This is a genomic window from Streptomyces sp. NPDC049541, from assembly GCF_044465725.1.
Taxonomy (GTDB): domain Bacteria; phylum Actinomycetota; class Actinomycetes; order Streptomycetales; family Streptomycetaceae; genus Streptomyces.
The window spans coordinates 1,060,364-1,072,961 of sequence record NZ_JBITLY010000001.1; the positions used below are offsets into that span (position 1 = coordinate 1,060,364).

14 protein-coding genes are annotated in these 12,598 nt (G+C 71.3%); 6 read left to right on the forward strand and 8 right to left on the reverse strand.

Features of this window, described 5'->3' with window-relative positions; translation table 11 throughout:
• Positions 1-11 precede the first annotated feature (11 nt).
• The 3 genes from ACIBW9_RS04845 to cobT all read right to left on the reverse strand — a co-directional run bounded on the left by ACIBW9_RS04845 (position 12) and on the right by cobT (position 3,691).
• Entirely contained in the window at positions 12-713 is a 702-nt protein-coding gene (locus ACIBW9_RS04845) for a hypothetical protein (protein ID WP_398951214.1), read from the reverse strand.
• Between the two features lie 33 nt (positions 714-746).
• On the reverse strand, positions 747-2,483 hold the full coding sequence (locus ACIBW9_RS04850; RefSeq protein ID WP_398951216.1) for a phosphatidylglycerol lysyltransferase domain-containing protein: 1,737 nt from the start codon (positions 2,481-2,483) through the stop codon (positions 747-749).
• An 83-nt stretch (positions 2,484-2,566) separates the two neighbouring features.
• A complete protein-coding gene (gene cobT / locus ACIBW9_RS04855; RefSeq protein WP_398951218.1) occupies positions 2,567-3,691 on the reverse strand; it encodes a nicotinate-nucleotide--dimethylbenzimidazole phosphoribosyltransferase in 1,125 nt (374 codons plus the stop codon).
• 137 nt (positions 3,692-3,828) lie between these two features.
• Between cobT and ACIBW9_RS04860 the strand changes: the two genes are divergently transcribed.
• The gene (locus ACIBW9_RS04860) at positions 3,829-4,362 is read left to right on the forward strand and encodes a methyltransferase domain-containing protein (protein WP_398951219.1); all 534 of its coding nucleotides are present in this window, start codon (positions 3,829-3,831) and stop codon (positions 4,360-4,362) included.
• On the opposite strand, the gene ACIBW9_RS04865 is transcribed toward ACIBW9_RS04860, so the two are convergent.
• On the reverse strand, positions 4,351-5,553 hold the full coding sequence (locus ACIBW9_RS04865) for a bifunctional adenosylcobinamide kinase/adenosylcobinamide-phosphate guanylyltransferase (protein ID WP_398951220.1): 1,203 nt from the start codon (positions 5,551-5,553) through the stop codon (positions 4,351-4,353). The genes ACIBW9_RS04860 and ACIBW9_RS04865 overlap by 12 nt on opposite strands.
• Positions 5,554-5,666: 113 nt before the next feature.
• On the opposite strand from ACIBW9_RS04865, the gene ACIBW9_RS04870 reads away from it, so the two are divergent.
• On the forward strand, positions 5,667-5,879 hold the full coding sequence (locus tag ACIBW9_RS04870; protein WP_398951222.1) for a hypothetical protein: 213 nt from the start codon (positions 5,667-5,669) through the stop codon (positions 5,877-5,879).
• 56 nt (positions 5,880-5,935) lie between these two features.
• Here ACIBW9_RS04870 and ACIBW9_RS04875 read toward each other — a convergent pair whose 3' ends face one another.
• From ACIBW9_RS04875 to ACIBW9_RS04885, 3 genes are all read right to left on the reverse strand, one after another.
• On the reverse strand, positions 5,936-6,994 hold the full coding sequence (locus ACIBW9_RS04875; protein WP_398951224.1) for a S1C family serine protease: 1,059 nt from the start codon (positions 6,992-6,994) through the stop codon (positions 5,936-5,938).
• Positions 6,995-7,204: 210 nt separating this feature from the next.
• Positions 7,205-7,906 carry a class I SAM-dependent methyltransferase gene (locus ACIBW9_RS04880; protein WP_398951226.1) on the reverse strand — a complete coding sequence of 234 codons (702 nt, stop codon included), beginning with the start codon at positions 7,904-7,906 and terminating at the stop codon, positions 7,205-7,207.
• A gap of 83 nt (positions 7,907-7,989) precedes the next feature.
• Entirely contained in the window at positions 7,990-8,634 is a 645-nt protein-coding gene (locus ACIBW9_RS04885; protein ID WP_398952105.1) for a DUF3043 domain-containing protein, read from the reverse strand.
• 306 nt (positions 8,635-8,940) lie between these two features.
• On the opposite strand from ACIBW9_RS04885, the gene ACIBW9_RS04890 reads away from it, so the two are divergent.
• From ACIBW9_RS04890 to ACIBW9_RS04905, 4 genes are all read left to right on the forward strand, one after another.
• A complete protein-coding gene (locus tag ACIBW9_RS04890; protein ID WP_398952107.1) occupies positions 8,941-9,705 on the forward strand; it encodes a PspA/IM30 family protein in 765 nt (254 codons plus the stop codon).
• Between the two features lie 31 nt (positions 9,706-9,736).
• Positions 9,737-10,015, forward strand: a complete 279-nt coding sequence (locus ACIBW9_RS04895) for a hypothetical protein (RefSeq protein WP_398952109.1) — start codon at positions 9,737-9,739, stop codon at positions 10,013-10,015.
• A 168-nt stretch (positions 10,016-10,183) separates the two neighbouring features.
• Positions 10,184-11,404, forward strand: coding sequence for a sensor histidine kinase (locus ACIBW9_RS04900; RefSeq protein WP_398951228.1), 1,221 nt, complete (start codon positions 10,184-10,186; stop codon positions 11,402-11,404).
• Complete coding sequence (locus ACIBW9_RS04905) at positions 11,401-12,081, forward strand: response regulator (protein WP_398951230.1); 681 nt, start codon at positions 11,401-11,403, stop codon at positions 12,079-12,081. The genes ACIBW9_RS04900 and ACIBW9_RS04905 overlap by 4 nt, the downstream gene beginning before the upstream one ends.
• 238 nt (positions 12,082-12,319) lie before the next feature.
• Here the strand turns inward: ACIBW9_RS04905 and ACIBW9_RS04910 are convergent, their stop codons facing one another.
• Entirely contained in the window at positions 12,320-12,550 is a 231-nt protein-coding gene (locus tag ACIBW9_RS04910) for a hypothetical protein (RefSeq protein WP_398951232.1), read from the reverse strand.
• Between the last annotated feature and the right edge of the window lie 48 nt (positions 12,551-12,598).

Sequence of the window (12,598 nt, forward strand, 5' to 3'; positions counted from 1 at the left end):
CGGCGCAGCAGTCAAAATCTCGCCGGCGGAAATCGCGACCCGGAACCGATCCGCGCCAACGGCCGGTGCCGATGCCGCACCGCCGAGATGAAGCACAGCACCCCCACCGCCGCGATCGCCGCCATGTGCTCCTTGCCGGCGAGATTCCCCTTCAGCAGTACCTCGACCGCCATCGCCGCCGTCACCGCACACGCCGTGACATACGCGCCGTAGCGCCAGCCGAGGAACACCGCGAGGCCCACCACCGCCGCCGACGGGCCGGTGTCCACCACCGAGGCGTCCGAGGAGGGCAGGCCGAAGGCGTTGTCGAAGCCCAGCCAGATGCCCAGGCGGGCGTAGAGCGTGCCGGCGAGCGTGGCGGCGTAGGCGATGAGGAGGGTGCGCCAGCGGCCGAGGCAGATCTCCGCGACGCCGAACACGAACAGGACCTGCGCGAGCGCACCCCACACGGGCAGGTCGAGAGCCGGGACGAACAGCGACAGCGGAGTGCGCAGCAGTGACAGCCACAACGGGTCCTCGGCGCGCACGCCCCCGGTGTTCTGCACGAACTGAAAGCCCCATGGCTGGTTCTGTACGAGCTGTATGACCGTCGTCAGCACCACCGCCCCGAGAGTCATCGGGATCGCCCGCCAGCGCCGCTTCGCCAGCGACTCTCGCGCCGTGACGAACAGGAGCCCCCATTCGGCACGGGCCCAGCGGGCGAGCCTGTTCATCCGGCGATCCTCATCTGTGCGTCCCCAGGTGGTTCATCTGTGCGTTTCGAGGTGCTTGCGGTGCAACCACTTCGGCAGTCCCGGCGCCTCCAGGAACCCCTCCGCTCTCGCCGAGGCGATGCCGATGCGCGGCAGATCCGCGCTCTTCTCGAAGAGCAGGAACCGCGGCTCCCAGATGGGCCGGTACTTGGCGTTGGCGCGGTACAGCGACTCGATCTGCCACCAGCGCGAGAAGAAGCTGAGCAGCGAGCGCCACAGCCTCAGCACCGGTCCGGCACCGAGGCGTGCGCCACGTTCGAAGACAGAACGGAACATCGCGAAGTTGAGTGAGACCTGCGTGATCTCGATCTCGTGGGCGCGCCGCAGCAGCTCGATGACCATGAACTCCATCAGGCCGTTGTCGGATGCGCGGTCCCGGCGCATGAGGTCGAGGGAGAGCCCGTGCGGGCCCCACGGCACGAAGGAGAGAAGCGCCCTCAACTCGCCCTTTCCGTCGGTGCACTCGAGCATCACGCACCGCCCGTCCTCGGGATCCCCGAGCCGGCCCAGTGCCATGCTGAACCCGCGCTCGGTCGCCCCGTCGCGCCAGTCGTCAGCCCGCTTGAGCAGATACGTCATTTCCTCTGCCGGAATGTCCTCGTGCCGCCGGATGCACACCGAGTACCCAGCCCGCTTCACCCGGTTGTGGGCCTGCCGCACGGTGCGCATGGCGCGTCCGTCGAGGGTGAAGTCGGCCACCTCCACCAAAGCCTCGTCACCGAGCTCCAGGGCGTCCAGGCCGTGCCGCGCGTACACCGTGCCGGCCTCCTCGCTCGCCCCCATCACGGCCGGGATCCACCCGTGCGCGCGGGCCTCGGCGAGCCACGGCTCGATGGCGCCCGGCCAGGCCTCCGGGTCGCCGATCGGATCACCGGACGCCAGCGAGACACCCCCGACGACCCGGTACGCGACGGCCGCCTTGCCGGTCGGCGACCACACCACGCTCTTCTCCCGGCGCAGCGCGAAGTACCCGAGCGAGTCCCGCTCACCGTGCCGCTCCAGCAGCTCCCGCAGCCGCTTCTCGTCGTCCTCGGTGAGCGGGTCGACGGCCCGCCGGGAGCGGAAGGCGGCGTAGAAGACGGCGAGGACGAGGATCGTGCTGAGCACGTTGATGGCGACGTTCACCCAGTTCGGCGCGTCGATGCCGGGGAAGCGGGACTCGTCGACGGCGACCGAGACGAGCCGCAGGGTGCCGTACCGCCAGCGCTCCAGGAACGTCGAAACGGCCGCGTCCGGCGCCTGGTTGGTGACCGTCACCAGCAGCGCGGCGAACAGCGAGGCGACCAGCGTGCCGCCCACCGCGACGGCTGCGGCGAGCTTCGGATTCGAGCGGTCGCCCTTGGCATAGAACTCCCGCCGCCCGACCAGCAGGGCGAGGACGAACAGGGCCGTGAGGCCCAGGGAGATCCAGTTCTGGGCGTACTGCCGGATCTCCGGGTACGCCATCGCGAAAGCGAACAGCCCGAGGAACGAACCGGCCAGCGCCAGGTTGAGGATCCATGCGGCGCGCTTGCGGCGCCGCATGGTGACGGCGAGGAACGCCGTGAACACCCCGGAGGCGAAACCGGCGGTCAGCAGGTACGGGGTGAAGAAGTTCTCCTGGTTGTGCCGCCGCACGTCCTGCCCCAGAGAGACCCAGACGGCACTGAGGAAATTGACGAACGCGACGGCCCGCAAATACCAGACGGCGAATGCGGCGGCGCGCCGCGAGGCAATTCGGGCATCTCCCATGAGTGAGGATCATATGGGCGATGTCTTGATGAACCCATCCATCGTTCGTCTGCGGCTCTGTCGACTTTCGGCCCTCCCGCGGACTACTCGGTCTCCTCCTTCGTGTCGACGTCCTCGGCCGACTCGTTCCCGGGTTCATCCTTCTCAGGTACCCCCGAGGCCTGCGGCTTCTCCGGCAGCTCCGCGGACAGCGCCGCCGCGGCCTGCACCAGCGGCAGCGCCAGCAGCGCCCCCGTGCCCTCGCCCACGGTCACCCGGTGCGAGAGCAGCGGCTCCAGGGCCATCCGGTCCAGCGCCTTCGCCTGCCCCGGCTCCCCGCTGTCGTGCGCGGCCAGCCACCAGTCCGGCGCCCGGAACGCGATCCGCTGCGCCACCAGGGCACAGGCGGCCGTCACGACCCCGTCCAGGATCACCGGCATCTTGCGCACCGCGCTCTGCAGCAGGAACCCCGTGATCGCGGCGAGGTCCGCCCCGCCCACGGTGGCCAGCAGCTGCAACTGGTCGCCCAGCACCGGTCGGGCCCGGCGCAGCGCGTCCCGGATCGCCGCGCACTTGCGCATCCACGCCAGGTCGTCGATGGGGAGCCCGCCCCGCCCGGTGACCACGGACGCGTCGGTGCCGCACAGCGCGGCGATCAGCACCCCGGCCGGGGTCGTCCCGCCCACGCTCACATCGCCGAGCGCCACCAGATCCGTGCCGGAGTCGGCCTCCTCGTCGGCCACCGCGACACCGGCCCGGAAGGCGGCCTCCGCCTCCTCGGCCGTCAGTGCGTCCTCGAGGTCGATGCGTCCGCTGCCGCGCCGCACCCGGTGCCGTACGACCTCGGCGGGCAAGGTGTCGGGGTCGCAGTCCAGCGCCATGTCGACGATCCGCACCGGCACGTCGAGCCGCCGGGCGAGCACCGACACCGGGCGGCCGCCCTCCAGGACCTCCCGCACCAACTCGTGGGCGCCGCCCGCGGGCCCTGCCGAGACGCCCAGTTCGGCGACTCCGTGGTCGCCGGCGAAGAGGACCACCCGGGGCCGTTCGATCGGCCGCACCGGTACGGCGGACTGGGCCGCCGAAAGCCACTCACCCAGGTCGTCGAGGCGGCCCAGCGACCCGGGCGGCACGATCTGACGCTCCCTGCGCGCCTCGGCGTCACGCCGCACCCCGCCGTCGGGACGCTCGATCAGATCGGTGAAGTCGTCGAGATTAAGCGAGCTCATTCGCCGAACAGTACCGGCACCGGCCGAACGGGACAGCGCCGCAGGGGCACCACGCGCGCGTGACGTCTTTGCCCCCGGGATATGGATCCCATACGTTCCGTTTTGCAGCGGATTGTCCTACGCCTCCGGGAGCGGCCATGACCTACCCGAGCGCCCATGTCAGCGCCCGTGACCGGCGCCGGCACCTCTCGGCGGCCCGCGCCGTGCTGCGGCTCCTGCCCGAACCGGAGAGCTGGCTGGACGTGGGCACGGGCGACGCCCACTTCCCCGGCACAGCACGCGAACTGTTCCCCTACACCTCCTTCGACGGCCTGGACCCCACCCCCCGCGTCTCCTACGCCTGCCATGCCGAGCGCGTCGAGGAGGCGTTCGTAGGGCATGTGACGGACCCTCACATCACCACGATCCTGCGCGGCCGCTACGACGTCGTCACGCTCCTCCAGCACCGCTCACCGGTCACGGACCTCCGCGCCGAACTCCGCGCCGCCCTCACCCTCGTCCGCCGCGGCGGCCTCCTCCTCGTGGAGACCCAGCCGGCACAGTCGCCCGCGCTGCGCACCCGACTCGACTTCCACGGCTGCACGATCCTCGCGACGAGCTGGCACCTGCTCGGCCAGTTCCCGTACACGCACCGGATCATCGCGCGCCGCAGACCCCCCTCAGCCCCGTAGCACCATCGCCTGGCCCGCCACCACCAGCACCACCTGCTCGCACTCCGCGGCGAACGCCGCGTTCAGCCGCCCGAGTTCATCGCGGTAACGTCGCCCCGAAGCGGTGGCCGGCACGATCCCCGAGCCGACCTCGTTGGACACGGCGACCACGGTCCGCCCGCTCGCCCGTACCGCCTCCGTCAGTTCCCGCACCCGCTCCCGCAGGGCCCGCTCCCCGCCGTCGGCCCACTGGGCGTCGTCCCACGCCCCGACGGAGTCCATCGCGTCCGTCAGCCACAGCGACAGACAGTCGATGAGCAGCGGCGGGCCGTCGGCCGCCAGCAGCGGCACCAGATCGCAGGTCTCGGCCGTCCGCCAGGACCCCGGCCGGCGCTCCCGGTGGACGGCCACCCGGGACGCCCATTCCGTGTCCCCGTTCCGCGAGCCGCCCGTCGCCACGTACAGCACGTCCGGAAAGGCCTCCAGGCGCCGTTCGGCCTCCACCGACTTCCCGGACCGCGCCCCGCCCAGCACCAGGGTCCGCCGCGGCACATCGGGCACGTCCTCGTACACCCCCACCGTCAGCGTCGCCCCGTCCGGCACGGCCCGCGCCCCCGCGGCGGCCAGCCGCCGCCGCAACTCGGGCCCCGGCGGCACGTCGTGGTCGAGATGGACGGCGACGACATCCGTGGTCGGGCCGACGGCACCGACCGCCCGCAGCCTGGCCAGCGCGTCCGGCCGCCCCACCGCGTCGGTCAGCACCATGTCGTACGTCACGGTCCCGTTGTGCTCAAGACCGGCCGGCGCGCCCCCCGGCGGCAGATACAGCAGCCGCTGCCCGTTCGGCGCGGTCACCGCATACCCCGTGCCCGGCCCGTCCATCGCCACCGCCCGCACCCGATGCCCCGTCAGCAGCGCCAACTCCCGCCCGTCCGGCACCCGCCCGGGCTGCGGCAGCCCCGCCGGCACCTCGACCACGGGCCCGTGGTGCGGATGCGACAACAGCACCTGCCGTAGGCCGGCGAGCGAATGCCCGGCCCGCGCCGCCGCGAACGCCGCGCCCGGCGTCAGATCCAGCAGCAGGGTCCCGTCCACGAGCACCGCGGTCGCCGCCCGGGCATCCGCGCCGAGCGCGGTCGCACAGGCAGCACAGGGACAGTCGGGGCGGGGCAGTCCCGCGGGGGCACCGGTGCCGAGCAGAGTCACTTCCACGGAAGTGATTTTCGCGTGTCTGCGCAGGTGCTGCCCATCCGACTAGGCTTCTGGCAGGAGGCGGACCAAGATCCGCCTTCTGCTCTGCAGGTGCTCAGACACGGGAGGCGTAGATGGCGTCATGGACGTGGCGGTTCGAGAAGGCCGACGGGGCGGAGGTCCAGCCCGCGGTCCAGCCCGAGGAGTTCACCACGCAGGGGGACGCCGAGTCCTGGATCGGGGAGCACTGGAAGGCCCTGCAGGACGGCGGCGCCGACCAGGTGCGGCTGTTCGAGGACTCCACGGAGATCTACGGGCCGATGAGCCTGCACGCCGAAGAGGCGTAGCCGGTACGGAGGGGGGGCAGCGGCCGTAATCCGGCCGCTGCCTCCCCCTCCTCCCGTCACTGCTCGCCCAGCGTCACATCGACCTTCTTCCGGCTCCCGTTCCGGGTGAACGTCACCGACGTCCTGTCACCTGGCTTCTGCTCCGCCAGCGCCTCCGCGAGGGAGGTGATGGTGGTGATGTCCGTGTCACCCAGCATGATGATGACGTCCCCGGCCTCGATGCCCGCCTTCTCGGCCGCCCCGCCGCTCTTCACGGCGACCACGGCCACGCCGGCGGCCTGGTAGCCGTTGTCCACGACCGTACGGCCCGTGATGCCGAGCGCGGCCCGCCCCGAGTCGGTGACCTTGCCGCTCTTGATGATCTGGTCGGCGATCGTCTTCACCATCGACGCGGGGATCGCGAACCCGATGCCGGGCGCCGCACTGTTGCCGAGCCCTGGGTCGGTGGCGGCCAGCGTCGGAATGCCGATGACCTGCCCGTCGAGGTTGACGAGGGCGCCCCCGCTGTTGCCCGGGTTGATGGCCGCGGACGTCTGCACCATGTTGGCGATGGTCGCACCGGTGCCCCCGCCGCTACGGCCCTCGCTCACGGTCCGCCCGGTCGCCGAGACGATGCCCTGCGTCACGCTGGACGACAGCCCGAGCGGCGAGCCCATCGCCAGCACGATCTGCCCGACCGCCACCTTCGAGGAGTCCGCGAAGGCGGCCGCCTTCAGCCCGCCCGGCACCTTGTCCAGCTTGATGACGGCGAGATCCTGGTCCGGGTACGAGTAGACGAGCGTGGCGGTGAGCGCGTCCTCGCTGTTGGCGGTCGTCACCTTGAAGGCCTTCGAGTCCCCGACGACATGCGCATTGGTGACGATGCGCCCCTGGTCGTCGTAGACGATCCCCGACCCCAGATCGCCGTCGGCCTGGATCTGCACCACCGACGGCAGAACGTCCTTGATCACCTTCTGGTAGGCGCTCTGCAGATCACCGGCCGCCATGGGCACAACGGCCTGCTCGGTCGTCTTCTCCGGCTCCCCGGAGGAACCGGAGCCGGAGCACCCCGACACGAACGCGAGCACGACGACAGGAACGAGCAGCCGGAGGACACGGCTACGGGCAATGTCCATGCCCCGAGTCTCGCTTCGGGCTGAATGCCCGGCTTGCGATATACGTCCGAACGGGTGGGGGCCTTGCTGAGCGCCCTCGGCGAAATCCGCTGCGGTTCGGCAGCGCCCCTTCAGGGGCGGGGCTGTATCGAAATGCGGCTCCGCCGCGTGGGCGCGACCAGCCACGACGGCGCCGCAGACAAAGACAACCCATCCCGCCCACCAGCGGAGCTACCCGCGCACCCCACACAGGTGCAGCAACGCCGCCACCCCCCGATAGGGATCCGTCCGCCCGGCCCGCTCCTCGACCGCGAGCAAGGTCTCCATGTCGGCGGGGATCTCCGCCTCGTCCGCCGCGGTGTCCGTGAACACCCGCACCCCGTACCAGGCGTGCAGCGGCGCGGCGATCCCGGCGAGCGTCGCGGTCAGTGCCTCCAGGCGGTCGGCCCGTACATCGAGCCCCAGCCGGTTGGTGTACGACACGGTGTCGAAGGCCCCGAGCGCACCGGCCCAGTCCCCGGACAGCCCCGGCCGCATCGCCAGCGCGTCACCGTTGCGCACGAGCAGCGACAGCAGCCCGCCGTGGGCCAGCATCCGGGCCAGCCCCGCCAGCAGCGGATCCGGCTCCTCGACGTACATCAGCACCCCGTGGCACAGCACCACGTCGAAGCTGCCCGGCAGAAAGTGCACCCCGGTGTCCCGGCCGTCGCCCTCGATGATCCGCACCCGCTCCCGGATGCCCTCGGGCTCACCGGAGAGGGCCTCCCGCGCGGTCGCGACCATCGTCGGATCCTGCTCGAGCCCGGTCACCTGATGCCCGGCCCGCGCCAGCCGCAGCGCCTGCGTGCCCTGGCCCATGCCCACATCGAGCACCCGCAGCCGCTGCCCGACCGGGAACCGCCCCGCTATCTGCTCGTCGAGCTGCCGGGCCACCAGCTCCTGCCGTACGGCATTGCGCAGACCGCCCAGTTTGCCCAGCCAGGCATCCGCCGCGCCCCCGGAGAACGACGTAGTGCTCAGGGCCGCTCTCCGCGCTTGACCTGCGGCTTCGGCAGCCGGAGCCGGCGCATCTGGAGGGAGCGCATCAGGGCGTACCGGGTGGCGCCCTTCGTCTCACGGTCCGGGAAGCGCTCGGCGAGCTGCTTCTTCAGCCGGAAGGCGCTGACGACCGCGTCCAGCACGATCAGCACGATCACGACGAGCCACAGCAGCAGCGCGATGCTCTGCAGCGCGCCCACCCGCACCATGCTCAGCACCAGGATGACCACGGCCATGGGCAGGAAGAACTCCGCCACGTTGAACCGCGAGTCGATCCAGTCGCGGGCGAACTTGCGCACCGGACCCTTGTCACGGGCGGGCAGGTATCGCTCGTCACCGCCGGCCAGTGCCTGGCGCTGCCGCTCCAGCGCGGCACGGCGCTCCTCGCGCTGGCGCTTGGCGGCGTCCTTGCGCGTCATCGAGGTGTTGGCGACGCTGCGGCGCTGGGACTGGGCCTCACTGCGCTTGGGCGTGGGCCGACCCTTCTTCGCCTGCGGGTCACGGGGCTGCTTGGAGTCGGTCAGCGGCGCCTTGTCGACCACGGCTGCCTTCTCTTCCTTGGCACGGCTACGGAACACAAAACCCAAGGGTACGGGGTGGCCGGGGTTGGACCCCAGCCCCATGGGGAACGATCCGGCAACACCAGTCGTCATGTAAGGGACAGAGGGGACGTTGCGCATGCTTCCGGCCCCGGAGTCCGCGGGGGTCTCTTAGGGGGTCTCCCAGGGCGGCCTCCTTGGGGGGACACCTACTCCCTACGCCGGAGCGGGAGCGGTTGCAGTCGTCCTTGGGGATGAGCGCATCCGTCCCCGAACAGTGCGTCAATGGATGCAGGGCCCGTACTGTGGGTTCTGTCGCAGAGCTGGAGCTGGAAGTCCGTCAGAAGGGGGCGCGCGAAGCCCATGAGCGGTGTCATGAAGCGTATGGGGATGATCTTCCGCGCGAAGGCGAACAAGGCCCTTGACCGGGCCGAGGACCCGCGCGAAACCCTCGATTACTCGTACCAGAAGCAGTTGGAGCTGCTCCAGAAGGTGCGCCGGGGTGTCGCCGACGTGGCGACCTCCCGCAAGCGCCTGGAGCTCCAGCTGAACCAGCTGCAGTCGCAGTCCACCAAGCTGGAGGACCAGGGCCGCAAGGCGCTGGCGCTCGGCCGTGAGGACCTGGCCCGCGAGGCGCTGTCCCGCCGTGCCGCGCTCCAGCAGCAGGTCACCGACCTCGAGACGCAGCACGCGACGCTCCAGGGCGAGGAGGAGAAGCTCACTCTGGCGGCCCAGCGGCTCCAGGCCAAGGTCGACGCCTTCCGTACGAAGAAGGAGACGATCAAGGCGACGTACACCGCCGCCCAGGCCCAGACCCGCATCGCCGAGTCCTTCTCCGGCATCTCGGAGGAAATGGGCGACGTGGGCCTTGCGATCCAGCGCGCCGAGGACAAGACCGCACAGCTCCAGGCCCGCGCCGGCGCGATCGACGAACTCCTCGCCTCGGGCGCCCTCGACGACCACTCCGGCATGCACAAGGACGAGATCCAGGCCGAGCTGGACCGGATCTCCGGTGGCTCGGACGTGGAGCTGGAGCTGCAGCGCATGAAGGCGGAGCTGGCCGGCGGCTCGTCCCAGCAGGCGATCGAGGGCGGCACAGGGCAGTCTCAGTCCCAGCAGCAGCCGCAGGACACCCCACGCTTCGACAAGCAGTAGGGCCCACGCCTAGGAGGCCGACATGGGCGACCTGATCGTCAGGATCATGGGGGAGGGGCAGGTGAGGCTGGCAGACAGCCACCTCACCGAACTCAACAAGCTCGACGACGTACTCCTGCAGGAAATGGAGAACGGCGACGGCCCCGGCTTCCGCCGCACCCTGGAGGCCCTCCTCGCCAAGGTCCGCGAACTGGGCGAGCCCCTGCCGGACGACTCCCTGGAACCGTCGGAACTGATCCTGCCGTCCCAGGAAGCGACCTTGGAGGAGGTCAGGGATCTGCTGAGGGACGACGGCTTGATCCCGGGCTGACGGCCCTCTCCGGCAGCCGGCCGGGGCTTGATCTTTCAGCCCGTCCGGCGTTTGAGGACGAGGCCGTTCAGGCCGAAGCGGGGGGCTGGGGGAGCGAGCCTGGCTGCGAGCCCCCAGGGGCGGCCACCGCCGGTTCCGGCCCGGACCACCGCCCCGTACTGTTCAAGCGTGGGCACACTAGAACGCACCCGGTGTCAGCTGAAAGCGCACCCCCTCGCGCTGGACGCAGCCCTGGCGGCAGGCGTGCTCGCCTGCATGGTGGCCGGCTCCTTCGTCGACGCGCACGGCGAGAACGGCGTCACCTGGGGCATCCGCACCCCCGACACCCTCGCCCTGGTCCTCATGGTCCTCGGCGCCGTCGCCCTGGTCTTCCGCCGCCGCGCCCCGAGGACGGTCCTCGCCCTCACCGGCACCGTCTCCCTCGTCGAGTGCATCGTCGGCGACCCCCGCGCCCCCGTCGCGATGTCCGCGGTCATCGCCCTCTTCACCGTCGCCGCCAGCACCGACCGCCCCACCACCTGGCGCCTCGGCCTGCTCACCATGACGGTCCTCACCGGCGCCGCCATGCTGTTCGGCCCCCTGCCGTGGTACGCCCAGGAGAACCTCGCCATCTTCGCCTGGACCGGCATCGGCGCCACCGCCGGCGACGCCGTCCGCAGCCGCCGCGCCGTCGTCCAGGCCATCCGCGAACGCGCCGAGCGCGCCGAACGCACCCGCGAGGAGGAGGCCCGCCGGCGGGTCGCCGAGGAACGCCTGCGGATCGCCCGCGATCTGCACGACGTCGTCGCCCACCACATCGCCCTGGTCAACGTGCAGGCGGGCGTTGCCGCGCACATCATGGACAAGCGCCCCGACCAGGCCAAGGAGGCCCTCGCCCACGTACGCGAGGCCAGCCGCTCCGCACTGAACGAACTCCGCGCCACCGTCGGCCTGTTGCGCCAGTCCGGCGACCCCGAGGCCCCCACCGAACCCGCCCCCGGCCTGGACCGCCTCGACGAACTCGTCGGCACCTTCCGCAGCGCCGGCCTGCATGTCGAGGTCGCCCGCGCCGACAACGGCACCACCCTGCCCGCCGCCGTCGGCCTGGCCGCGTACCGCGTCATCCAGGAAGCCCTCACCAACGTCCAGAAACACGCGGGAACAGAGGCGAAGGCCGAGGTCAGCGTCGTACGCGTGGGCCCCAACGTGGAGATCACCGTCCTGGACAACGGCTCCGGCGAGGACGACGCCCCCGACAGCGGCGGCGGCCACGGTCTGCTCGGCATGCGTGAGCGCGTCACCGCGCTGCGCGGCACGCTCACCACCGGCCCCCGCTACGGCGGCGGCTTCCGCGTCCATGCGATCCTGCCCGTCAAGACCCGTACGGCAACCCCCGGGGGAACCGCATGACGATCCGCGTCCTGCTCGCCGACGACCAGGCGTTGCTGCGCAGCGCCTTCCGTGTGCTCGTCGACTCCGAGCCGGACATGGAGGTCGTCGGCGAGGCCTCCGACGGCGCGGAGGCGGTACGGCTGGCCAAGGAGGAGCGGGCCGACGTCGTGCTGATGGACATCCGGATGCCCGGCACCGACGGCCTCGCCGCCACCCGCATGATCAGCACCGATCCCACCCTCGCCCATGTCCGCATCGTCATCCTCACCACCTTCGAGGTCGACGACTACGTCGTGCAGTCCCTGCGGGCCGGCGCCTCCGGCTTCCTCGGCAAGGGCAGCGAGCCGGAGGAGCTGCTGAACGCGATCCGGATCGCGGCCGGCGGCGAGGCCCTGCTCTCCCCGGCCGCCACCAAGGGCCTGATCGCCCGCTTCCTCGCCCAGGGCGACGGGGACGACGGCCGCGACCCCGCCCGCACCGAACGCCTGGAGGCGCTCACCGTCCGCGAGCGCGAGGTCCTGGTCCAGGTCGCCGGCGGCCACTCCAACGACGAGATAGCCGAACGCCTCGAGGTCAGCCCGCTCACCGTGAAGACCCACGTCAACCGAGCCATGGCCAAGCTGGGCGCCCGCGACCGGGCCCAACTGGTCGTGATCGCGTACGAGTCCGGGCTGGTACGCCCAAGGGCGGAGTGACCTCAACCCGGCGCCATACGTCCGTGCTCTATCTGCTGGCTGTGTTCAACCGAGCTGGTTCCCACCCTGCTGATGTTGACCACGTCAGCCTCGGCCGCCGCTGAGGGGCAGCGTGCAGTGCTGGCGGTAGTCCTCGTTCTCGGGCTCACTGAACAGCGTGATCGAGGAGGCGTCGCGGTCCACGAGCAGGTGGAAGGGGATGCCGCCGCGGGCATGGCAGCGGCGTTTGGCTTCGCGGTCAGGACCGTTTCGCCGTCTGGGGCGAGGCGCCCGCCGCACTGCCCGCGTCCTCCGCGACCCCCACCGGCCCGCCCGCCTGCGCCGACACCAGCGAGCCCTCCACCAACGGCACCAGCACCTCACTGCGCCGGAACTCCCCGACCACCGCCCGCAGATCGCCCTGCCCGGACGCCGTCAGATCCGCCAGTCGCAGCCGCAGGGCATGGCGTGTCGGCCGCAACCGGCTCACAGCCCGCAGGTGCCCCACCGTCGCGGCATCTCCGTTACGTATTCTGTG

Coding starts and splice junctions, on each gene's coding strand:
- ACIBW9_RS04905 (WP_398951230.1), top strand. CDS start 11,401: ATGACGATCCGCGTCCTGCTCGCCGACGACCAGGCGTTGCTGCGCAGC.
- cobT (WP_398951218.1), bottom strand. CDS start 3,691: ATGAGCTCGCTTAATCTCGACGACTTCACCGATCTGATCGAGCGTCCC.
- ACIBW9_RS04890 (WP_398952107.1), top strand. CDS start 8,941: ATGATCTTCCGCGCGAAGGCGAACAAGGCCCTTGACCGGGCCGAGGAC.
- ACIBW9_RS04860 (WP_398951219.1), top strand. CDS start 3,829: ATGACCTACCCGAGCGCCCATGTCAGCGCCCGTGACCGGCGCCGGCAC.
- ACIBW9_RS04870 (WP_398951222.1), top strand. CDS start 5,667: ATGGCGTCATGGACGTGGCGGTTCGAGAAGGCCGACGGGGCGGAGGTC.
- ACIBW9_RS04885 (WP_398952105.1), bottom strand. CDS start 8,634: ATGGGGCTGGGGTCCAACCCCGGCCACCCCGTACCCTTGGGTTTTGTG.
- ACIBW9_RS04845 (WP_398951214.1), bottom strand. CDS start 713: ATGAACAGGCTCGCCCGCTGGGCCCGTGCCGAATGGGGGCTCCTGTTC.
- ACIBW9_RS04850 (WP_398951216.1), bottom strand. CDS start 2,483: ATGGGAGATGCCCGAATTGCCTCGCGGCGCGCCGCCGCATTCGCCGTC.
- ACIBW9_RS04875 (WP_398951224.1), bottom strand. CDS start 6,994: ATGGACATTGCCCGTAGCCGTGTCCTCCGGCTGCTCGTTCCTGTCGTC.